A 20,346-nucleotide genomic window follows, 5' to 3' on the forward strand; every position below is an offset into this window, starting at 1 on the left:
GGACGACGATAAGCGGCGAGCGGGTTACGACACGCCGAACCGGGCGGTCAACTGATCGCGCTGAGCCCTCACGAACGCTGCGTCCACCACCGCCCCGTGCCCCGGCACGTACAACGCGTCCTCGCCGCCCAGCTCCAGCAGCCGGTCCAGCGCCGCCGGCCAGCGCGAGGGAAAGGCGTCCGGGCCGGCCTGCGGCTCGCCGGACTCCTCGACCAGGTCACCGCAGAACACGATCGGGGGCGAGCCGCAGACGCCGGGGACCAGCACCGCCAGATCATGGCCGCTGTGCCCCGGACCCGCGTTCACGAGCAGCACCTCACGCCCGCCGCCCAGATCGAGTGTCCACTCGCCGCACACCTCGTGATGCGGCGCCACCAGCACATCCGCCGACTCGGCCGCGTCGTGCTCGGGCAGACCGTGCCGCACCGCGTCCGCGTGCAGCTCGTCCGCCCCGCGCCGCAGCAGATCCGCCAGACCGGCCGCGCCGTACACCTGCGCCCCGGCGAAGGCGGCCGTGCCCAGCACATGATCGAAATGGGGGTGGCTGAGTGCGATATGCGTCACCCTCGCACCGAGCAGCGACTGGGCCTCGGCGCGCACCCGGACCGCTTCACGCAGTGACGACCCGGTGTCGCAGAGCAGCACTCCGTCCGTCCCCGCCACCAGGGCGACCGTCGCATCCCACACCGGAAGGCGTCGTCGGCCCACTCCGTGTCCGAGTCGCTCCCAGCCGGACTCTTCCCAAGAGGCGTCCATACGACGACGCTATCGGCAACGACCTGCACAGTCTCGCGGTAGCGTGGCCGGTCGCCCTTGCTAGGGGGCCACCCCGTCGCCGTACACTGGCCGGGGCATTGCTGGCACTCATACGCACAGAGTGCCAGGGCAAGACCCGGGAACGGCCCGAGAACCACCGAGGTACACAGCTGGAGGTGTGCGCGATGCTCAGCGAACGCAGACTCGAAGTGCTGCGCGCCATCGTCCAGGACTATGTCGGCACCGAGGAGCCCGTCGGCTCCAAGGCGCTCACGGAGCGGCACAAGCTGGGCGTCTCCCCGGCCACCGTCCGCAACGACATGGCGGTGCTGGAGGACGAGGGCTTCATCGCCCAGCCGCACACCAGCGCGGGACGCATCCCGACGGACAAGGGCTACCGGCTCTTCGTCGACAAGCTCGCGGGCGTCAAGCCCCTGTCGTCGCCGGAGCGCCGTGCCATTCAGAATTTCCTCGACGGCGCGGTCGACCTCGACGATGTCGTGGGACGGACCGTACGGCTGCTCGCGCAGCTGACCCGGCAGGTCGCCGTCGTGCAGTACCCCTCGCTGACCCGCTCGACGGTGCGGCACGTGGAACTGCTGTCCCTGGCACCCGCCCGGCTGATGCTCGTGCTGATCACGGACACCGGCCGGGTCGAACAGCGGCTGGTCGACTGCCCCGCGCCGTTCGGTGAGACCTCTCTCGCCGATCTGCGGGCGCGGCTCAACAGCCGGGTCGTGGGACGCCGCTTCGCGGACGTCCCGCAGCTGGTGCAGGACCTGCCGGAATCCTTCGAGAGCGAGGACCGGGGAACCGTGTCCACCGTGCTCTCGATTCTCCTCGAATGCCTCGTCGAGGAGACGGAGGAGCGGCTGATGATCGGCGGCACCTCCAACCTCACCCGCTTCGGGCACGACTTCCCTGTGATGATCCGGCCGGTGCTGGAGGCATTGGAGGAGCAGGTCGTGCTGCTGAAGCTGCTCGGCGAGGCCAAGGACTCGGGCATGACCGTACGTATCGGGCACGAGAACGCCCACGAGGGGCTCAACTCCACGTCCGTCGTCGCGGTCGGCTACGGTTCGGGCGACGAGGCAGTCGCCAAACTCGGCGTGGTCGGACCGACCCGCATGGACTACCCCGGAACGATGGGAGCGGTACGCGCAGTGGCACGTTACGTCGGACAGATCCTGGCGGAGTCGTAAGTGGCCACGGACTACTACGCCGTACTCGGCGTGCGCCGCGACGCTTCGCAGGACGAGATCAAGAAGGCCTTCCGGAGGCTCGCGCGCGAGCTGCACCCGGATGTGAACCCCGATCCGAAGACCCAGGAGCGGTTCAAGGAGATCAACGCCGCTTACGAGGTGTTGTCGGACGCTCAGAAGAAACAGGTCTACGACCTCGGCGGCGACCCGCTGTCCGCCTCCGGAGGCGGTGGCGCGGGCGGATTCGGACAGGGTGGCTTCGGCAACTTCTCCGACATCATGGACGCGTTCTTCGGCACGGCGTCGCAGCGCGGACCCCGTTCGCGCACCCGCCGCGGCCAGGACGCCATGATCCGGCTGGAGATCGACCTGGCCGAGTCGGCCTTCGGCACGACCAAGGACATCCAGGTCGACACGGCCGTCGTCTGTACGACCTGCAGTGGCGAGGGCGCCGCGCCCGGCACCTCCGCCCAGACCTGTGACATGTGCCGCGGTCGCGGCGAGGTCTCCCAGGTCACCCGGTCGTTCCTCGGCCAGGTCATGACCTCGCGGCCCTGCCCGCAGTGCCAGGGCTTCGGTACGGTCGTGCCGACCCCGTGCCCGGAGTGCGCCGGTGACGGCCGCATCCGCTCGCGGCGCACGCTCACCGTGAAGATCCCCGCAGGTGTCGACAACGGCACCCGCATCCAGCTCGCGGGCGAGGGCGAGGTCGGCCCCGGCGGCGGCCCGGCCGGTGATCTCTACGTCGAGATCCACGAGCTGCCGCACGCCGTGTTCCAGCGGCGCGGCGACGATCTGCACTGCACAGTCACCATCCCCATGACGGCGGCGGCCCTCGGCACCAAGGTGCCGCTGGAGACGCTCGACGGACTGGAGGAGGTCGACATCCGGCCGGGCACCCAGTCCGGCCAGTCCGTCCCGCTGCACGGGCGCGGCATCACGCACCTGCGGGGCGGTGGGCGCGGCGACCTGATCGTGCACGTCGAGGTGATGACCCCGACGAAGATGGACTCGGAGCAGGAACGTCTGCTGCGCGAGCTGTCGAAGCTGCGCGGCGAGGAGCGGCCCATCGGCCAGTTCCAGCCCGGGCAGCAGGGCCTGTTCTCGCGTCTGAAGGACGCGTTCAACGGCCGCTAGATCCACCTGACGATGTCGTACGGGCCCGGTTTCCGGGCCCGTACCGCATTGGGGACAAAACGTGGCAGCGGGGTGCGCATCGCCGGGTCAGGGACGGCATGACACGATGCGGTCATGCCATCCGCGTTGACCGATCTCTGCCGGTATCCGATCGTGCAGGCCCCGATGGCGGGCGGACCCTCCTGTCCGCCGCTCGTCGCGGCCGTCGTCGAGGCCGGCGGACTCGGCTTCCTGGCCGCCGGGTACAAGACGGCGGACGGCATGTACAACGAGATCAAACAGGTGCGCGGTCTCACCGGCCGGCCCTTCGGCGTCAACCTCTTCATGCCGCAGCCGAACCTCGCCGACCCGGCCGCCGTCGAGGTGTACCGGCACCAGCTCGCGGGCGAGACCTCCTGGTACGAGACCCCGCTCGGTGACACAGACGCCTGCGGCGACGACGGCTACGAGGCCAAACTCGCCATCCTGCTGGAGGACCCCGTTCCGGTCGTCTCCTTCACCTTCGGCTGCCCCTCCCGTGACACCCTCGACGCGTTCGCCGCGGCGGGCACGTACACCGTCGTCACGGTCACCTCGCCCGAAGAGGCCCAGGCCGCCCAGTGGGCGGGCGCCGACGCCGTCTGTGCCCAGGGTGTCGAGGCGGGCGGCCACCAGTCCACGTTCCGCGACGACCCGCAGACCGATGGCTCCGGCACCGGACTCCTCTGCCTGGTGGCCCAGGTCCGCGAGACCGTGCAGATACCGGTCATCGCCGCAGGCGGGCTGATGCGCGGCTCCCAGATCGCCGCGGTGCTGGCGGCGGGCGCCGATGCCGCACAGCTCGGCACCGCGTTCCTGGTGTGCCCCGAGTCGGGCGCCCACCTGCTGCACAAACAGGCCCTGACCAACCCGCTGTTCGTCCGCACCACCCTGACCCGGGCGTTCTCCGGACGCCCGGCCCGCGGCCTGGTCAACCGCTTCGTGCGCGAGCACGGACCGTACGCCCCCGCCGCCTACCCGCAGGTGCACCATCTGACGGCCGCGCTGCGCAAGGCGGCGGCCAAGGCCGGGGACGCGCAGGGCATGGCACTGTGGGCGGGGCAGGGGTACCGGATGGCGCGCGAACTGCCCGCGGGCCGGCTGGTCAGGCTGCTCGCCGAGGAACTGGACGCCGCACGGACGGCGCTGAGCACGAGGAGTACACAGTGACGGCACCCGTCTTCGTCGTCGAACAGCTGCCGGGCGGGCCCGAGTTCGTCCTGGAGGGGCCCGAGGGCCGGCACGCCGTCTCGGTGAAGCGCCTGCACGCCGGTGAGGACGTCGTCCTGACGGACGGGCGCGGCCACTGGGCCGAGGGCGTCGTGAAGGCGGCCGAGGGCAAGGACCGGCTGGTGATCACCGACCTGGAGTCCGTCCACGAGGAACCCCGCCCCGGCGTCCGCATCACCGTCGTCCAGGCGCTGCCCAAGGGCGACCGCGGCGAGGTCGCCGTCGAGACGATGACGGAGACCGGGACCGACACGATCGTGCCGTGGCAGGCCGCGCGCTGCATCACCCAGTGGAAGGGCGACCGCGGCCTCAAGTCCCTGGCGAAGTGGCGCAATACGGCCCGCGAGGCCGGCAAGCAGTCGCGCCGGGTCCGGTTCCCGGACGTGGCGGACGTGGCCACGACGAAACAGGTTGCCGCACTTCTGGCCACGGCCGACTTCGCGGCCGTGCTGCACGAGGACCGCGGGTGCGACAGCGAGCCGCTGGCCACCGTCGCCCTGCCCGATGAGGGCGAGATCGTGCTGGTCGTGGGCCCCGAAGGAGGCGTCTCACCCGAGGAGCTGGCCGTCTTCGCCGCCGCCGGCGCCCGGACCTGCCGGCTCGGACCGACGGTGCTGCGCACCTCGACCGCGGGCACCGCGGCGACGGCGCTGCTGCTGGGGCGCACGGGCCGCTGGTCGTAACCCCGTACACCCGGGGCAGTTGTGGCCGCAAGCGGACTACCGCTGCGTCAGGAGTGGTGGGAAGCTGCCCGTATGGGGACATCAAGGGCATGGGGTCGCCGGGCGACCCGTCGCTTTCCGGCCGCGATCTGCCTCGCGGCCACCGCCGTCGCGGGCCTCGTCGCCTGCGAACCCGCGGACGGACTGAACACCGCGTCCATCGCCGTGACCACCGACCGCACCGCCACCCGCGCCCTGGAACACGAAGGCGTGCACGTGCAGTGGCTGACCTGCGCGGCGAACGTCGAGGGGGACGGGGCGAAGTCGTCGTCAGCGCGGGCGGGTTCGTCCACCGCCTCCACGCGCCGCGTCGCCGACGTCGACTGCAGCGGCCGGACGAAGGAGGGCCGGGACATCAAGATCGCCGGCCAGGTCAGGCAGGCGGTCGACGGCCGCTGCGTGCGCGGTGACCTGACGGCGAAGGCCGACGGCCGGACCGTGTTCCGGGCCAGCCTGCTCGGCAACTGCGAGGCGCCGGCCTCGACTTCCGCGCCGGACGACGGCAAGGGCGGCGGCGGGGGAGGGGCCCGGCCGACGGTCACCGTGACCGTCACGGTCACGGAACAGCCCCGGGGCAAGTGAGCCGGCCGGAGGGCGGACTCCGGCCAACCCCGTGCCACCAGGCACGGGAGCGGCCTAGGCTGATCGCTGTGACACAGCCTTCCTACCTCCGGTATCCCCATGTCCAGGGCGACTCGATCGCCTTCACCGCCGAGGACGATGTCTGGCTGGCGCCGCTCGACGGCGGCCGAGCCTGGCGTGTCAGCGCCGACAACCGTCCCGTCACCCAGCCCCGGATATCTCCTGACGGCACCCTCGTCGCCTGGACGTCCACCCGGGACGGGGCCCCCGAGGTGCACCTCGCCCCCGTCGACGGCGGCCCCTCCCGGCGGCTGACCCACTGGGGTGACGCACGGACCGCCGTACGCGGCTGGACCCCGGACGGCGACGTGCTGGTCACCAGCACCCAGGGCCAGGTCTCGCTCCGGCGCTCCTGGGCCCGCGCCGTCCCGGTCGACGGCGGGCCCGCGCGGACCCTCCCGTACGGACCGGTCGGCTCCCTCGCGTACGGTCCCGGCGGACGCGTCCTGCTGCTCTCGGCCACCATGGGGCGCGAGGCCGCCACCTGGAAGCGCTACCGGGGCGGCACGGCGGGCAAGCTCTGGATCGCGGCCGAGGGGGACCCGGCGGAGTTCGTACGCGTCCACGAGGAGCTCGACGGCAACATCGAGTGCCCGATGTGGGTCGGCGACCGCATCGCCTTCCTCTCCGACCACGAAGACGTCGGCGCTCTCTACTCCTCCCTCCCCGACGGCACCGACCTGCGCCGGCACACCGGCATCGAAGGCTTCTACGCCCGGCACGCCACCACGGACGGCACCCGTGTCGCCTACGCGGCCGCCGGTGAACTGTGGCTCCTGGACAGCCTGGAGAGCGAAGGCCCCCGCCGCCTCGACATCCGGCTCGGCGGTCAGCGCGCCGACCTCCAGCCGCACCCCGTGCACGCCGGCAGCCACCTGCACACCGCGTCCCCCGACCGCACCGGCCGCGGCAGCGCCGTCGAGTCCCGCGGCGCCGTCCACTGGGTCACCCACCGCGAGGGCCCGGCCCGCGCACTCGCCGTCGAACCCGGCGTACGGGCCAGGCTGCCCTACACCTTCCAGGCCGACGGTGACCAGCACGTCGTCTGGGTCACCGACGCCGAGGGCGACGACGCGCTGGAGTGCGCCCCCGCCACCGGGACCGGCCCCGGTACCGTCCCGCGCCGCCTCGCCGCAGGCCGGATCGGCCGCGTCCTCGACCTGGCCCCGGCACCCGACGGCAGCCGGTTCGCCGTCGCCGCCCACGACGGGCGCGTCCTGATCGTCGAGCGGGAGAGCGGCGAGGTCCACGAGGTGGACCGCAGCGAGCACGGCGACGCCTCCGGCCTCGTCTTCTCACCCGACTCCGCCTGGCTCGCCTGGTCACACCCCGGCCCCGAGCCGCTGAGCCAGCTCAAGCTCGCGCACCTCGCCGACCTGTCGGTCTCCGAGGCGACCCCGCTGCGGTTCCGGGACTTCGCACCGGCCTTCACCGCCGACGGAAAGCACCTGGCGTTCCTCTCGGAGCGGGCGTTCGACCCGATCTACGACTCCCATGTCTTCGACCTGGCGTTCATCGGCGCCTGCCGGCCGCACCTGCTGACGCTCGCCGCGACCACCCCCTCCCCGTTCGGGCCGCAGCTCCACGGCCGCCCGACCGAGAAGGAGAAGGCCGGCGACGGCGAGGACAACCCCACGGCGCTCCCCGTCACCCGCATCGACCTGGACGGCCTCGCGGACCGGATCGTGCCGCTGCCCGTCGAGGCCGCCAGCTACTCCTCGCTGCGGGCCGCGAAGGACGGGCTGCTGTGGCTGCGCCACCCGGTGACCGGGGTGCTCGGCACGAGCGCCCCCACTCCTGACGCCAGCCACCCCGAGCCCGTCCTGGAGCGGTACGACCTGGAGAAGCTGCGCTGCGAGGAACTCGCCTCCGACATCAGCGGGTTCGCGGTCAGCGGCGACGGCAAGCGCCTGGTCCTGCACAGCCACGGCAAGCTGCGCGTCGTCCCGTCCGACAGCCGGGTGTCCGCGGGTTCCGACGACGACAGCGACGACGGCAACATCACCGTCGACCTCTCGCGCGTCCGCCGCACCCTCGACCCGGCCGCCGAATGGCGCCAGATGTACGACGAGGCCGGCCGCATCATGCGGGACAACTTCTGGCGCCCCGACATGGGCGGCATCGACTGGGACGGCGTCCTGGACCGCTACCGCCCCGTCCTGGAGCGCGTCGCCACCCACGACGACCTCATCGACCTCCTCTGGGAGGTCCAGGGTGAACTCGGCACCTCGCACGCCTATGTGACCCCCTCCGGCGGCTGGCGCGACGACTCCGCCCGGCAGGGACTGCTCGGCGCCGACCTCTCCCGCGCGGACGACGGGAGCTGGCGCATCGACCGCATCCTGCCGTCCGAGACCTCCGACCCCGCCGCCCGGGCCCCGCTCGCCGCGCCCGGCGTCGCCGTCCGGCCGGGCGACACGGTCCTGGCCGTCGACGGACACCCGGTCGACCCCCTCACCGGCCCCGCGCCGCTGCTCACCGGCTCGGCCGGGAAGCCCGTCGAGCTGACCGTCTCGCCGGTCGACGGCGGCGACCCGCGCCACGTCGTCGTCGTGCCGATCGCCGACGAGGAGGCACTGCGCTACCACGCGTGGGTCGCCGACCGGCGCGCGTACGTGCACGAGCAGTCCGGCGGGCGCCTGGGCTACCTCCACGTCCCCGACATGGTCGGCTCGGGCTGGGCGCAGATCCACCGCGACCTGCGCACCGAGGTCGCCCGCGAGGGGCTGGTGGTGGACGTACGGGAGAACCGCGGCGGCCACACCTCGCAGCTGGTCGTGGAGAAGCTGGCCCGCCGCATCGTCGGCTGGGACCTGCCCCGCGGCATGCGGCCCTCAAGCTACCCGGGCGACGCGCCGCGCGGCCCCGTCGTGGCGGTCGCGAACGAGTTCTCCGGCTCGGACGGCGACATCGTGAACGCGGCGATCAAGGCGCTGGACATCGGCCCCGTCGTCGGCGTACGCACCTGGGGCGGCGTGGTGGGCATCGACAGCCGGTACCGCCTCGTCGACGGCACGCTGGTCACCCAGCCCAAGTACGCCTTCTGGCTGGAGGGGTACGGGTGGGGCGTCGAGAACCACGGCGTCGACCCCGACGTGGAGGTCGTCATGGCGCCGCAGGACCACGCGGCGGGCCGGGACCCGCAGCTGGACGAGGCGATCCGGATCGCGCTGGAGTCGCTGAGCCGCACACCGGCGAAGACGGCGCCGACGCTGCCGGAGTGAGCGGAGAGGGGTGGGGCCGGTGCGGGTGTGGTTGCGGGGTGCGGGTGTGTCGCCTGCGGCGGGCCTGTTCCCCTGCCCGCCCCTTCCCGCAACCGGGGCTCCGCCCCGGACCCCGCGCCTCAAACGCCGGCGGGGCTGGAAGTGGGGCTCCGCCCCGGACCTCGCGCCTCAAACGCCGGCGGGGCTGGAAGTGGGGCGGAGCCCCCGAATGCGCCCCGCACCGGCGGCCCGGCCCCGCCCGCTAGGCTGCCCCGTAACGGATCACCGAGACAGAGGAGCGCACCCCATGGCAGGAGAACCGCAGCCCGACTGCCTGTTCTGCAAGATCGTCTCGGGCGAGATCCCGGCCACCATCGTCCGGGAGACCGACACCACGGTCGCCTTCCGCGACATCAACCCCCAGGCCCCCACCCACGTCCTGGTCATCCCCCGCGTCCACCACCCCGACGCCGCGTCCCTCGCCGCCGCCGAGCCGCAGATCCTCGCCGACGTGCTGAGCGAGGCCGGGCACGTCGCCGCCGACGAGAAGGTCGACGGGACCGGGTACCGGGTCGTGTTCAACACCGGCGCCGGAGCCGGACAGACCGTGTTCCACGCGCACGCGCACGTCCTGGGCGGCCGCGGTCTCCAGTGGCCCCCCGGCTAGGACCGGAACGAGGAAGCAGCACCCCGTGTCCGTACGCGAACTCGTCGTCCTCGGCACCGCCAGCCAGGTCCCGACCCGGCACCGCAACCACAACGGCTACCTGCTGCGCTGGGACGGCGAGGGCATCCTCTTCGACCCCGGCGAGGGCACCCAGCGCCAGATGCTGCGGGCCGGCGTCGCCGCGCACGACATCGACCGGATCTGCGTCACGCACTTCCACGGCGACCACTCGCTCGGCCTCGCCGGGGTGATCCAGCGGATCAACCTCGACCAGGTCCCGCACCCCGTCACCGCGCACTACCCGGCGAGCGGGCAGCACTTCTTCGACCGGCTCCGGTACGCCACCGCCTACCGCGAATCCGTCGAGCTGACCGAGGCCCCGGTCGCCGCCGACGGGCCGCTGGCCACCACGGACACGTACACCCTCAGCAGCCACAAGCTCTCGCACCCCGTCGAGTCGTACGGCTACCGCCTGGTCGAGCCCGACGGGCGGCGCATGCTGCCCGCGAAGCTCGCGGAGCACGGCATCGCCGGACCGGACGTCGGCCGGATCCAGCGCGAGGGCGCGCTCGGCGGGGTCACCCTCGACGACGTCTCCGAGCGCAGGCGCGGACAGCGGTTCGCGTTCATCATGGACACGAGACTGTGCGACGGCGTGTACGCACTCGCCGAGGGCTGCGACATGCTGGTCATCGAGTCGACCTTCCTCGACGAGGACGAGGAACTGGCCACCGACCACGGCCATCTGACCGCCGGACAGGCGGCCCGGGTCGCGCGGGACGCAGGCGTACGGCACCTCGTGCTCACGCACTTCTCCCAGCGCTACCCGGACCCGGAGGCCTTCGGGGCCCAGGCCCGGGCGGCCGGGTTCGAGGGCGAACTGACCGTCGCCCAGGACCTGACACGGATCCCGGTACCGAGCCGTCACCCGTAACACCCGACAGCAGCACCACATGCGTAAGTGAGAAACCCGTGCACCTCCCCAAAGCAGAACTCCACCTCCACATCGAAGGGACCCTCGAACCCGAGCTGGCCTTCGCGCTCGCCGCACGCAACGGCGTGCCGCTGCCCTACGCGGACACCGAGGAACTGCGTACCGCCTACCTCTTCGACGACCTGCAGAGCTTCCTCAACCTGTACTACGCGCTGATGGCGGTGCTGCGGACCGAGGACGACTTCACCGAACTCGCCGACGCCTACCTCACCCGCGCCGCCGTCCAGGGCGTGCGCCACGCGGAGATCTTCTTCGACCCGCAGGCGCACACCGCCCGCGGCGTACCCATCGGCACCGTCATCGAGGGACTAGGCCGGGCGCTGGAGCGCAGCGAGGAGCAGCACGGCATCTCCACCCAGCTCATCATGTGCTTCCTGCGCGACGAGTCCGCCGACTCGGCACTGGAGACGCTGGAGGCCGCGAAGCCGTACCTGCACCGGATCAGCGCCGTCGGCCTGGATTCCGCCGAGGTCGGCCACCCGCCCGCCAAGTTCCGCGAGGTGTACGCGGCGGCCGACGCGCTCGGACTGCGCAAGGTCGCCCACGCGGGCGAGGAGGGGCCGCCCGCGTACATCACCGAGGCGCTCGACGTACTCGGCGTGGAGCGCATCGACCACGGACTGCGCTGCATGGAGGACCCGGACCTGGTGAAGCGGCTGGTCGCCGACCGGGTGCCGCTCACCCTCTGCCCGCTGTCCAACGTACGGCTGCGCGCCATCGACACCCTGGAGGAGCACCCGCTGCGGGCCATGATGGACGCCGGGCTGCTCTGCACGGTGAACTCCGACGACCCCGCCTACTTCGGCGGGTACGTCGGGGACACCTTCCACGCCGTCCACGAGGCGCTCGGCCTGGAGCGCGAGCAGTTGCGCACCCTGGCCCGCAACTCCTTCGAGGCGGCCTTCCTCGACCACGACGAGGAGCGCAGGGCGCGCTACCTGTCGGAGGTCGAGGCGTACGCGTTCGACTGACCGGCGCCCGACGGGCCGGCCGTCCGGAACGCACTCCTGACCAGGCGCCTGCGGCGCAGCGCGGGCAGGCTGATCTCCGTGACGGCCTGCTCGGGCGCGCCCAGCTTCGGGACGGCCCCCGGCACCGCACCGGTGGTGACCGCGAGCAGGGCCGCCGGAGCGCCGCCCCTGCGCCGCACCGAGCCCGGCACCAGCGGACGGCCACCGGTGTGCAGGGCCACCGCCGTCACCGGGGCCGCGACCAGCAGCGTCACGGCGCCCAGGATCAGCCCCATGCCCGGGAAGCCGGCCCCCTCGGACAGCACACTGCCGAGCACCGGACCGCAGGCCACGCCCACCGACGAGGCCGAGCCCGCCAGGACCGCCCAGCGCCCGCGCACGTCCAGGGACGCGGCCAGCCCGATCAGGTACGACAGGACCACCGGGTAGAAGGTGTTCCACAGGATCTCGCCGGTCGCGAACGAGCCGAGGCTCACGGCCGACGAGCTGAGCACGATGCTCACCGCGATGACCATGGTGCCCAGACCGATCGGCACCGCCCGCCCGAGCCGGCCCCCGAGCACACCGGCCCCCATCACACCGAGCAGACCGGCGCCCAGCGCGGCGGCGAACACCGCTCCTATGGCGACCTCGGAGAGGCCGACCTGGTCCACGCCGATGCGGCTGCTGACCCCCCACAGCGCGTTCTGCGCCATGGACCAGACGAGCATGCCGCCCGCCAGCACCAGACCCGAGCGGCGGTGCGGCAGCCGCCCCGAGGCGGGGACGGCCGGACCCGCGGGGACCACCGGGCTGCCGAGCCGGGAGGTGGCCGGCCAGACCAGCAGCGCGACCAGCGCGATCGACGCGAACGGCAGCCGGTGGCCGCCGCCCAGGTGGGGGATCGTCAGATACAGGGCGCCCGCGGTCGCCGAGACGCTCAGCAGCCCCAGGGACGATGTCCGGTGCGGGTCGCGCTGGGCGGCGATGCCCGCCGCGGCCACCGCGGTCGCCGTACCGGAGCCGAAACCGCCGACCACGGCGCCCAGGACCACCAGCGGCACGGACCCGGCCAGCGCGGCGCAGCCGTACCCCAGCACGGCCAGCACCAGCCCGAGCCGCGCCGGTCTCCGCGGCCCGTACGTCTCGACGCGGCCCGCCAGGCAGAAGCCCGCGGAGGCCGAGCTCAGCAGCAGGGCGCTGCCGACCAGACCGGCCTGGGCCGTGGTGAGGCCCAGATAGACGGAGAGCCGTCCCACGATGGTGGGGAGGAGATAGGCGGCGAGGTAACCGGCGGTGAACACGGCAACCAGAGGCCACGCGGCGCGAGGGCGCGAGGACATGGGCGTTCCTGAAGACATGCCAGAAGAGGCGAAAAGGCAGAGGGGGCAATGCGAGTACTGCGAAAATGAGGGAACTGCGAGAACTGCGAGAAGTACGGAAAACGCGGGGGTTCGGCACACTCGCCGGTGAGATCCCCAACGGTGGTCGCGGGCCAATTTGTATCAAGTGCTCCCGGCCGACCGAAAGGCGACCCGCTGTGATCTGAGTCACTTATGCGTTTGCCGTGTTTCTATGCGGGTATCAGCGCATGTTTATGCAGGTCAGCCTCTGTGTACGCAGACCCGCCGCGGACCGGCGCGGACCAGGCGCACGCAAGCGGGAATCGGGCACACTGGCCGCAACCGCCACGACCGGGGAGTGCAAGGTGAGCACCGACATTCCAGCCATCGACCCACTGGACGGGCTGCGCGCACCGCAGGACCCCGACTGCGACGTCTTCCTCACCGGCACGGTCTTCCTCGACATCATCTTCACCGGCCTGGACAGCGCCCCCGTGCGCGGCACCGAGTCCTGGGCACGCGGCATGGGGTCCAGCCCCGGCGGCGTCGCCAACATGGCCACCGCGCTGGCCCGCCTCGGCCTCCACACCTCACTCGCCGCGGCGTTCGGCGACGACCACTACGGCGAGTACTGCTGGGACGCCCTCGAACAGGGCGAGGGCATCGACCTGTCCCTGTCGCACACCGTCCGCGGCTGGCACTCCCCGGTGACCGTCTCCATGGCGTACGAGGGCGAGCGGACGATGGTCTCGCACGGCCACGAGGCCCCGCCCCCGCCCGCGTTCGCACCCCCCGGAGCCCCCGCCGTCTCGCCCCGGTGCCCGCCCCGGGCCCGGGCCGCCATCGCCTCGCTCGCCCCCGGCCGCAGTGAAACCTGGGTGGCCGCGGCGGCCCGCCGGGGGGCCCTGGTCTTCGCCGACGTCGGCTGGGACGAGACCGGCCGCTGGGACCTCGACGGCCTGACCGACCTGGAGCACTGCCAGGCATTCCTCCCCAACGCCGAGGAGGCCATGCGCTACACCCGCACCGACTGCCCCCGCGCCGCCGCACACGCCCTCGCCGAACGGGTCCCGCTCGCCGTCGTCACCCTCGGCGCCGAGGGCGCGTACGCGGTCGACGCGGCCACCGGGACCACCGCCGAGGTCCCCGCGATCGCGGTCGAGGCCCTGGACCCGACCGGTGCCGGCGACGTCTTCGTCGCCGGCTTCGTCACCGGCACCCTCGCCAACTGGCCCCTCGCCGACCGCCTCGCCTTCGCCGGTCTCACCGCGGCCCTCTCGGTCCAGGAGTTCGGCGGCTCGCTCTCGGCCCCCGGCTGGGCGGAGATCGCCGCCTGGTGGCAGCGCATCCGTACCGTCACCGACCAGGACCCGGCCGCGCTCCAGCGGTACGCCTTCCTCCAGGACCTGCTTCCGGCGGCCACCCGTCCCTGGCCGCTGCGCCGGGCCGTCCCGACGATCGGCTTCCGTCCGTAACCCCGTGGACTCCTTCCGCCCGCGAAAACCTCTCGGTGTTGTCAGTACGGAGTCGTAGGCTGGGTCATGAAGAGGTTTTCGAGCAGCGAGAACCCCGCAGCGGGAGGTATGCGCAGGCCCGAGGGCCGGCCCATGACTCAGACACCCACACGGCCGCAGGCGCGTGCCCACATCAGCATTCCGGCCGCACACCCCATGGTGATGCTCCTCGGATCGGGCGACTCGTTGCTGCGCGTGATCGAAGCGGCGTTCCCGGCGGCCGACATCCACGTCCGGGGCAATGACATAACCGCAACGGGCAACACGGCGGACATCGCCCTGATCCAGCGCCTGTTCGACGAGATGGTGCTGGTGCTCCGCACCGGTCAGCCGATGACGGAGGACGCTGTGGAACGTTCGATTGCGATGCTCAGGGCCACCGACACCGGCCAGGCCGACGGCACCGAGACCCCGGCCGAGGTGCTCACGCAGAACATCCTCTCCAGCCGCGGCCGCACGATCCGCCCCAAGACGCTCAACCAGAAGCGGTACGTCGACGCGATCGACAAGCACACGATCGTCTTCGGCATCGGCCCGGCCGGTACCGGCAAGACCTACCTCGCCATGGCCAAGGCGGTCCAGGCCCTGCAGTCCAAGCAGGTCAGCCGGATCATCCTGACCCGCCCGGCGGTCGAGGCCGGTGAGCGGCTCGGCTTCCTGCCCGGCACGCTCTTCGACAAGATCGACCCGTACCTGCGCCCGCTCTACGACGCCCTGCACGACATGCTCGACCCCGACTCGATCCCGCGGCTGATGGCGGCGGGCACGATCGAGGTGGCCCCGCTGGCATACATGCGTGGCAGGACGCTCAATGATGCTTTCATCATCCTGGACGAGGCGCAGAACACCAGTGCCGAGCAGATGAAGATGTTCCTGACCCGGCTCGGCTTCGACTCGCAGATCGTCGTCACGGGTGACGTCACCCAGGTCGACCTGCCGAACGGCACCAAGAGTGGTCTGCGGCAGGTGCAGGACATCCTCGAAGGCATCGACGACGTGCACTTCTCCCGGCTCACGTCCCAGGATGTCGTCCGGCACAAGCTGGTCGGCCGTATCGTCGACGCGTACGAGAAGTACGACAGCGACCAGGACGGCCAGGCCGGCAAGAGCCAGGGCCGACGCAACGGGAAGCAGTAGCAGCGCACCATGTCGATCGACGTCAACAACGAGTCCGGAACCGAGGTCGACGAGCAGGCGATCCTCGACATCGCCCGCTACGCGCTCGCGCGGATGAGGATCCACCCGCTCTCCGAACTCTCGGTGATCGTGGTGGACACCGCCGCCATGGAACAGCTCCACATCCAGTGGATGGACCTGCCGGGCCCGACGGACGTCATGTCCTTCCCGATGGACGAACTGCGTCCGCCGGCCAAGGACGACGAGGAGCCCCCGCAGGGGCTCCTCGGTGACATCGTGCTCTGCCCGGAGGTCGCCAAGAAGCAGGGCGAGGACGCCGACACGCAGCACTCCATGGACGAGGAGCTCCAGCTCCTCACCGTCCACGGGGTGCTGCACCTGCTCGGCTACGACCACGAGGAGCCCGACGAGAAGGCCGAGATGTTCGGTCTCCAGGCGGCGATCGTGGACGGCTGGCGCGGCGAGCACGGCATGACCGGCCCGTCGCCCGCCCCCACCGTCTCGTGAGCCTGCCTCTCGTCTTTGGGGTCGTCCTGCTGGTCGTCGTCGGCTGGCTCGCGGCCTGCGCCGAGGCCGGCATCGCGCGTACGTCGAGCTTCCGGGCCGCCGAGGCCGTCCGCTCGGGGCGGCGCGGCAGCGACAAGCTGGAACAGGTCGCGGCCGATCCGACGCGCTATCTCAACGTCGCCCTGCTGGTGCGGGTCGCCTGCGAGATGGCGGCCGGGGTGCTCGTCACGTACGCCTGCCTGAAGGAGTTCCCGGAGACCTGGCAGGCGCTGGCCGTAGCCATGGGCGTGATGGTCCTCGTCTCCTATGTCGCCATCGGTGTCTCACCGCGCACCATCGGCCGCCAGCACCCGCTGAACACGGCCACCGCGGCGGCGTACGTCCTGCTGCCGCTGGCCCGGATCATGGGGCCGATTCCGCAGCTGCTGATCCTCATCGGCAACGCGCTGACGCCGGGCAAGGGGTTCCGCAAGGGCCCGTTCGCCAGCGAGGCCGAGCTGCGGGCGATGGTCGACCTCGCCGAGCAGGAGTCGCTGATCGAGGACGAGGAGCGCCGCATGGTGCACTCCGTCTTCGAGCTCGGCGACACACTCGTGCGCGAGGTGATGGTGCCGCGCACCGACCTGGTCTGCATCGAGCGTTACAAGACGATCCGGCAGGCGCTGACCCTGGCGCTGCGTTCCGGTTTCTCGCGGATCCCCGTCACCGGGGAGAACGAGGACGACATCGTCGGGATCGTCTACCTCAAGGACCTGGTCCGCAAGACGCACATCAACCGGGACTCCGAGGCCGATCTGGTCTCCACGGCGATGCGTCCGGCGGCGTTCGTGCCCGACACGAAGAACGCCGGTGACCTGCTGCGGGAGATGCAGCAGGACCGCAACCACGTCGCCGTCGTCATCGACGAGTACGGCGGCACGGCGGGCATCGTCACCATCGAGGACATCCTGGAGGAGATCGTCGGCGAGATCACCGACGAGTACGACCGGGAGCTCCCGCCGGTCCAGGCGCTGGAGAACGGCTGCTTCCGGGTGACCGCCCGACTGGACATCGGCGACCTCGGCGACCTGTTCGGCCTCGACGAGTACGACGACGAGGACGTGGAGACCGTCGGCGGCCTGCTCGCGAAGGCGCTGGGCCGGGTCCCGATCGCGGGTGCCTCGTCCCAGGTCGAGCTCCCCGACGGGCGCCGGCTGCGGCTGACCGCGGAGTCCCCGGCGGGCCGGCGGAACAAGATCGTCACGGTGCTGGTGGAGCCGGTGGCTCCCGAGGAGGAGGCGACGGCATGACACCGAAGCAGCTGCGGGCGTTCTGCCTGGGGTTCAACGCGAGCGTGGAGGAGTTCCCGTTCGGGCCGGATGCGTCGGTCTTCAAGGTGCTCGGCAAGATGTTCGCGCTGAGCACGCTGGACGCGCGGCCGCTGACGGTGAACCTCAAGTGCGACCCCGACGACGCGGTGCGGCTCCGGGAGGAGTACGAGGCCGTGGCGCCGGGGTGGCACATGAACAAGCGGCACTGGAACACCGTCACGGTGTCCGGTCTGCCGGACGCGAAGCTGCGTGAGCTGATCGAGGACAGTTACGACCTCGTGGTGGCGAAGCTGCCACGGGCGGAGCGGCTGCGGCTCGACCGGGCGTAGGACAGACCGTCCGGGTCCGGTCCGGTCACTTCCGCCAGAGCAGGTGATGCACCACGTCGCTGCCCGGGCTCGGGACCTTCTCCAGGTGGAAACGGTCGGTCAGCGCCTCAGGGCTCTCCCACAGCCGTTCGCCCGCACCGATGTCGAGCGGCGAGACGGCGACGTGCAGCGAGTCGATGAGGTCGGCGTCGAGGAACTCGCGGACCGTGGCGACACCGCCACCGATGCGTACGTCCTTGCCCTCGGCGGCCTCGAAGGCCCGGGCGAGCGCGTCCTTCGGGGACGCGTCGAGAAAGTGGAACGTGGTCTCCCCGAGCGTGATCGACGGGCGTTCGTGGTGGGTGAGGACGAACACCGGGGTGTGGAACGGGGGCTCCTCGCCCCACCAGCCCTCCCAATCGTGGTTCTCCCACGGACCGCGCTGCGGGCCGAACTTGTTGCGGCCCATGATCTCGGCGCCGATGTTGTGGGAGAAGTCGCGGGTGAAGTAGTCGTCCAGCCCGAGGCTGCCCCCGGGGTCGGTCCGGTTGGGCCAGTGGGCGGTGGCACCGGCCCAGGAGACGAGCTCGCCGGGGTCGACGTTGCCGAACGGGCGGTCGAGCGTTTGGTTCTCCCCGGCGCCGTAGCCGTCTCGGGAGACACAGAAGTTCTGGACGCGGACCAGCGGTTTCATCGGATCCCCTTCCGATTGCAATCTGCAACCGGTTTGTAAGCTATCTAGACTGCTCCCATGTTGCAACCAGTTCCCACCGGAAAGCTGCCCGTGTCGCCGGGCCGGTCCGGCTGCCCGATCAACATGACGGTCGAGCTCCTCGGGGACCGCTGGAGCCTGATCGTGCTCCGCGACATCATGTTCGGCGGCCTCGCCCACTTCCGGGAGCTGCTCAACGCGTCCATGGAAGGCATCGCGTCCAACATCCTGGCCAACCGGCTGGCGAAACTCGTGGAGGCGGGGCTGCTCACCCGCGACGACGACCCGAGCCACCGCCAGAAGGTCGCGTACCACCTCACCGAGGCGGCCGTGCAGCTCGTCCCGGTGATGGCCCAGCTCGGCGCCTGGGGTGCCCGCTGGCTGGACACGGCGCCGGAGCTCACGGTGCGGGCCGAACTGCTGGCCGCCGGCGGCCCCCCGACGTGGGAGCGGTTCATGGACGAGCTCCGCGCCACCCACCTGACCGGGGCGCCGGCCCGTACGGACGGCGTGCTGGCGGAACTGACGGCCGCCTACGAGGAAGCGGTCGGTGGACAGGCCCCCATCCTCTAGGCCCGCCGCAGCCCCGCGCCCACCACGCCCGCGGCGACGACCAGCAGCCCCGCGGCCACCGCGACCACGGTCCGTACGCCGTCGAACAGGGAGCCCTGGGTCGTCGCCAGCACGCCGAGCAGCGGGATCCCGATCGTGAGCCCGACCTGCTGGGTCGTGGTGACCAGGCCCGTCGCCAGACCCTGCTCCTCGTTCGGCACCCCCGACGTGACGGTCAGTCCGTACGCGATGATCGCGCCGAGGTGGCACATGCTGGCGAGCGAGACAGCGACCGTGGCCAGCCAGACGCCCGAGTCCGTACCGAGGCCCAGCAGCGCTGCGATGAACAGGCCCTGGCCCAGGAGGGAGGCGGCCAGAGTGCGCCGGGCACCGAACCGGCCGATGACCTTCGGGGCGTACACACCCGCCACCACCGAGGCGACGCCCTGCACCCCGAAGACCAGCCCGGTCCCGAAAGCCGACAGGTCCAGGACCTCCTGCAAATACAGGGTCAGGACGAAGACGATGGTGCTCATCATCGAGAAGGTGAGCAGCCCGCCCAGATTGCCGAAGGCCACCGTGCGCCGGCGGAGCATCGGCAGCGAGACCAGCGGGGCGGACGCACGGGACTCGACGGCCACGAAAGCGGCGAGCAGGACGACCCCGGCGGCCAGCGAGACCTGCACGTCCACGCGGCCGAAGCCGTGTTCGGCGGCGGTGGAGAGGGCGTAGATCAGCGCGAGCAGCCCACCGGTGACGGTCACGGCGCCGGGTACGTCCAGCCGCGGCCGGTCGGGCGTACGGGACTCCGTGAGCAGCGCGGGCGCCGCCGCGAGGACGGCCACCGCGGCCAGGGTCAGCAGCCCCATCGTGGAGCGCCAGCCGAGGGTGTCGGTGAGGGTGCCGCCGGCCACCATGCCGACGGTGAAGCCGAGGGAGAGCAGGGTGCCGCTGATGCCGAGCGCCCGGTCCCGCAGCGGCCCCTCCGGGAACGTGGTGGTGAGCAGGGACATCCCGGTGGGCACGATGACCGCGGCGCCGAGCCCCTGGAGCGCCCGTCCGGTGAGGAAGACGGCCGGGTTCCAGGCGAACGTGGCCAGCAGCGAGGCCGCGCCGAAGACCGCGAGCCCGGTGAGGAACATACGGCGGCGGCCGTAGAGGTCCGAGATCCGGCCGAAGAGCAGCAGGAAGCCGCCGGACGGCAGGGCGAACGCGGTGATCGCCCACTGGAGGCCGGACCGGCTCAGGCCGAGGTCGTCGCCGAGGACGGGCAGCGCCACGTTCAGTACGGAGAAGTCGAGCGACACCATGAACTGCGCGGCGCACAGGACGAGGAGCACCAGCCGGGCCCGGCCGGAGAGCCGGTCCGGGGCGGGTGGCGCGGGGACGGGAGGGGTGACAGCTGCGGGGGAGGGTGAATCGATCGCCATGGGCATGAGCCT

At 71.8% G+C, this 20,346-nt stretch carries 19 protein-coding genes; 15 read left to right on the plus strand and 4 right to left on the minus strand.

Features of this window, described 5'->3' with window-relative positions; translation table 11 throughout:
* Positions 1–24: 24 nt before the first annotated feature.
* Positions 25–756 carry an MBL fold metallo-hydrolase gene (locus tag ACIBJG_RS05015; RefSeq protein ID WP_399304004.1) on the minus strand — a complete coding sequence of 244 codons (732 nt, stop codon included), beginning with the start codon at positions 754–756 and terminating at the stop codon, positions 25–27.
* 185 nt (positions 757–941) lie between these two features.
* Here ACIBJG_RS05015 and hrcA point away from each other — a divergent pair, with 185 nt between their 5' ends.
* The 9 genes from hrcA (at position 942) to ACIBJG_RS05060 (ending at position 11,542) form a co-directional block, all read left to right on the plus strand.
* The gene (gene hrcA, locus ACIBJG_RS05020) at positions 942–1,958 is read left to right on the plus strand and encodes a heat-inducible transcriptional repressor HrcA (protein ID WP_219573125.1); all 1,017 of its coding nucleotides are present in this window, start codon (positions 942–944) and stop codon (positions 1,956–1,958) included.
* Positions 1,959–3,095, plus strand: coding sequence for a molecular chaperone DnaJ (gene dnaJ / locus ACIBJG_RS05025; protein ID WP_399304006.1), 1,137 nt, complete (start codon positions 1,959–1,961; stop codon positions 3,093–3,095). It begins immediately after the preceding gene.
* 114 nt (positions 3,096–3,209) lie between these two features.
* Entirely contained in the window at positions 3,210–4,283 is a 1,074-nt protein-coding gene (locus ACIBJG_RS05030) for a nitronate monooxygenase (protein ID WP_399304008.1), read from the plus strand.
* Positions 4,280–5,026 (plus strand): 16S rRNA (uracil(1498)-N(3))-methyltransferase, encoded by a 747-nt coding sequence (locus tag ACIBJG_RS05035; protein WP_399304010.1) that lies wholly within the window; start codon positions 4,280–4,282, stop codon positions 5,024–5,026. Before ACIBJG_RS05030 ends, ACIBJG_RS05035 begins: the two co-directional genes overlap by 4 nt.
* A gap of 72 nt (positions 5,027–5,098) precedes the next feature.
* Entirely contained in the window at positions 5,099–5,647 is a 549-nt protein-coding gene (locus ACIBJG_RS05040; protein ID WP_399304012.1) for a hypothetical protein, read from the plus strand.
* A 68-nt stretch (positions 5,648–5,715) separates the two neighbouring features.
* Entirely contained in the window at positions 5,716–8,931 is a 3,216-nt protein-coding gene (locus ACIBJG_RS05045; RefSeq protein ID WP_399304014.1) for a S41 family peptidase, read from the plus strand.
* Positions 8,932–9,217: 286 nt separating this feature from the next.
* Positions 9,218–9,577 carry a histidine triad nucleotide-binding protein gene (locus ACIBJG_RS05050; RefSeq protein WP_399304016.1) on the plus strand — a complete coding sequence of 120 codons (360 nt, stop codon included), beginning with the start codon at positions 9,218–9,220 and terminating at the stop codon, positions 9,575–9,577.
* Positions 9,578–9,602: 25 nt separating this feature from the next.
* Positions 9,603–10,511 (plus strand): ribonuclease Z, encoded by a 909-nt coding sequence (locus ACIBJG_RS05055; protein ID WP_399304018.1) that lies wholly within the window; start codon positions 9,603–9,605, stop codon positions 10,509–10,511.
* Between the two features lie 38 nt (positions 10,512–10,549).
* Positions 10,550–11,542, plus strand: a complete 993-nt coding sequence (locus tag ACIBJG_RS05060; protein WP_399304020.1) for an adenosine deaminase — start codon at positions 10,550–10,552, stop codon at positions 11,540–11,542.
* Here ACIBJG_RS05060 and ACIBJG_RS05065 read toward each other — a convergent pair.
* The gene (locus tag ACIBJG_RS05065) at positions 11,506–12,864 is read right to left on the minus strand and encodes an MFS transporter (protein ID WP_399304022.1); all 1,359 of its coding nucleotides are present in this window, start codon (positions 12,862–12,864) and stop codon (positions 11,506–11,508) included. The two genes, ACIBJG_RS05060 and ACIBJG_RS05065, sit on opposite strands and share 37 nt — an antisense overlap.
* A 365-nt stretch (positions 12,865–13,229) precedes the next feature.
* On the opposite strand from ACIBJG_RS05065, the gene ACIBJG_RS05070 reads away from it, so the two are divergent.
* The 5 genes from ACIBJG_RS05070 to ACIBJG_RS05090 all read left to right on the plus strand — a co-directional run bounded on the left by ACIBJG_RS05070 (position 13,230) and on the right by ACIBJG_RS05090 (position 17,661).
* A complete protein-coding gene (locus tag ACIBJG_RS05070) occupies positions 13,230–14,339 on the plus strand; it encodes a carbohydrate kinase family protein (RefSeq protein ID WP_399304024.1) in 1,110 nt (369 codons plus the stop codon).
* Positions 14,340–14,471: 132 nt separating this feature from the next.
* On the plus strand, positions 14,472–15,515 hold the full coding sequence (locus ACIBJG_RS05075; RefSeq protein ID WP_399304026.1) for a PhoH family protein: 1,044 nt from the start codon (positions 14,472–14,474) through the stop codon (positions 15,513–15,515).
* A gap of 9 nt (positions 15,516–15,524) precedes the next feature.
* A complete protein-coding gene (ybeY, locus tag ACIBJG_RS05080; protein ID WP_326736120.1) occupies positions 15,525–16,022 on the plus strand; it encodes an rRNA maturation RNase YbeY in 498 nt (165 codons plus the stop codon).
* Positions 16,019–17,311, plus strand: coding sequence for a hemolysin family protein (locus ACIBJG_RS05085; RefSeq protein ID WP_399304028.1), 1,293 nt, complete (start codon positions 16,019–16,021; stop codon positions 17,309–17,311). Before ybeY ends, ACIBJG_RS05085 begins: the two co-directional genes overlap by 4 nt.
* Positions 17,308–17,661 carry an MmcQ/YjbR family DNA-binding protein gene (locus ACIBJG_RS05090; protein ID WP_399304030.1) on the plus strand — a complete coding sequence of 118 codons (354 nt, stop codon included), beginning with the start codon at positions 17,308–17,310 and terminating at the stop codon, positions 17,659–17,661. Before ACIBJG_RS05085 ends, ACIBJG_RS05090 begins: the two co-directional genes overlap by 4 nt.
* A 25-nt stretch (positions 17,662–17,686) precedes the next feature.
* Here the strand turns inward: ACIBJG_RS05090 and ACIBJG_RS05095 are convergent, their stop codons facing one another.
* Positions 17,687–18,334, minus strand: a complete 648-nt coding sequence (locus ACIBJG_RS05095) for a dihydrofolate reductase family protein (protein ID WP_399304032.1) — start codon at positions 18,332–18,334, stop codon at positions 17,687–17,689.
* A gap of 57 nt (positions 18,335–18,391) precedes the next feature.
* On the opposite strand from ACIBJG_RS05095, the gene ACIBJG_RS05100 reads away from it, so the two are divergent.
* Complete coding sequence (locus ACIBJG_RS05100; protein ID WP_399304034.1) at positions 18,392–18,925, plus strand: winged helix-turn-helix transcriptional regulator; 534 nt, start codon at positions 18,392–18,394, stop codon at positions 18,923–18,925.
* On the opposite strand, the gene ACIBJG_RS05105 is transcribed toward ACIBJG_RS05100, so the two are convergent.
* A complete protein-coding gene (locus tag ACIBJG_RS05105) occupies positions 18,922–20,334 on the minus strand; it encodes an MFS transporter (RefSeq protein WP_399304036.1) in 1,413 nt (470 codons plus the stop codon). The genes ACIBJG_RS05100 and ACIBJG_RS05105 overlap by 4 nt on opposite strands.
* Between the last annotated feature and the right edge of the window lie 12 nt (positions 20,335–20,346).

The sequence above is a fragment of the Streptomyces sp. NPDC050422 genome (assembly GCF_044458665.1).
In the GTDB taxonomy this organism is placed as follows: domain Bacteria; phylum Actinomycetota; class Actinomycetes; order Streptomycetales; family Streptomycetaceae; genus Streptomyces.

Excerpts from the sequence above, each read along its gene's own strand:
- ACIBJG_RS05015 (WP_399304004.1), bottom strand. The coding sequence starts at position 756 with ATGGACGCCTCTTGGGAAGAGTCCGGCTGGGAGCGACTCGGACACGGA.
- hrcA (WP_219573125.1), top strand. The coding sequence starts at position 942 with ATGCTCAGCGAACGCAGACTCGAAGTGCTGCGCGCCATCGTCCAGGAC.
- ACIBJG_RS05030 (WP_399304008.1), top strand. The coding sequence starts at position 3,210 with ATGCCATCCGCGTTGACCGATCTCTGCCGGTATCCGATCGTGCAGGCC.
- ACIBJG_RS05040 (WP_399304012.1), top strand. The coding sequence starts at position 5,099 with ATGGGGACATCAAGGGCATGGGGTCGCCGGGCGACCCGTCGCTTTCCG.
- ACIBJG_RS05050 (WP_399304016.1), top strand. The coding sequence starts at position 9,218 with ATGGCAGGAGAACCGCAGCCCGACTGCCTGTTCTGCAAGATCGTCTCG.
- ACIBJG_RS05065 (WP_399304022.1), bottom strand. The coding sequence starts at position 12,864 with ATGTCCTCGCGCCCTCGCGCCGCGTGGCCTCTGGTTGCCGTGTTCACC.
- ACIBJG_RS05075 (WP_399304026.1), top strand. The coding sequence starts at position 14,472 with ATGACTCAGACACCCACACGGCCGCAGGCGCGTGCCCACATCAGCATT.
- ybeY (WP_326736120.1), top strand. The coding sequence starts at position 15,525 with ATGTCGATCGACGTCAACAACGAGTCCGGAACCGAGGTCGACGAGCAG.
- ACIBJG_RS05090 (WP_399304030.1), top strand. The coding sequence starts at position 17,308 with ATGACACCGAAGCAGCTGCGGGCGTTCTGCCTGGGGTTCAACGCGAGC.
- ACIBJG_RS05095 (WP_399304032.1), bottom strand. The coding sequence starts at position 18,334 with ATGAAACCGCTGGTCCGCGTCCAGAACTTCTGTGTCTCCCGAGACGGC.
- ACIBJG_RS05100 (WP_399304034.1), top strand. The coding sequence starts at position 18,392 with ATGTTGCAACCAGTTCCCACCGGAAAGCTGCCCGTGTCGCCGGGCCGG.
- ACIBJG_RS05105 (WP_399304036.1), bottom strand. The coding sequence starts at position 20,334 with ATGGCGATCGATTCACCCTCCCCCGCAGCTGTCACCCCTCCCGTCCCC.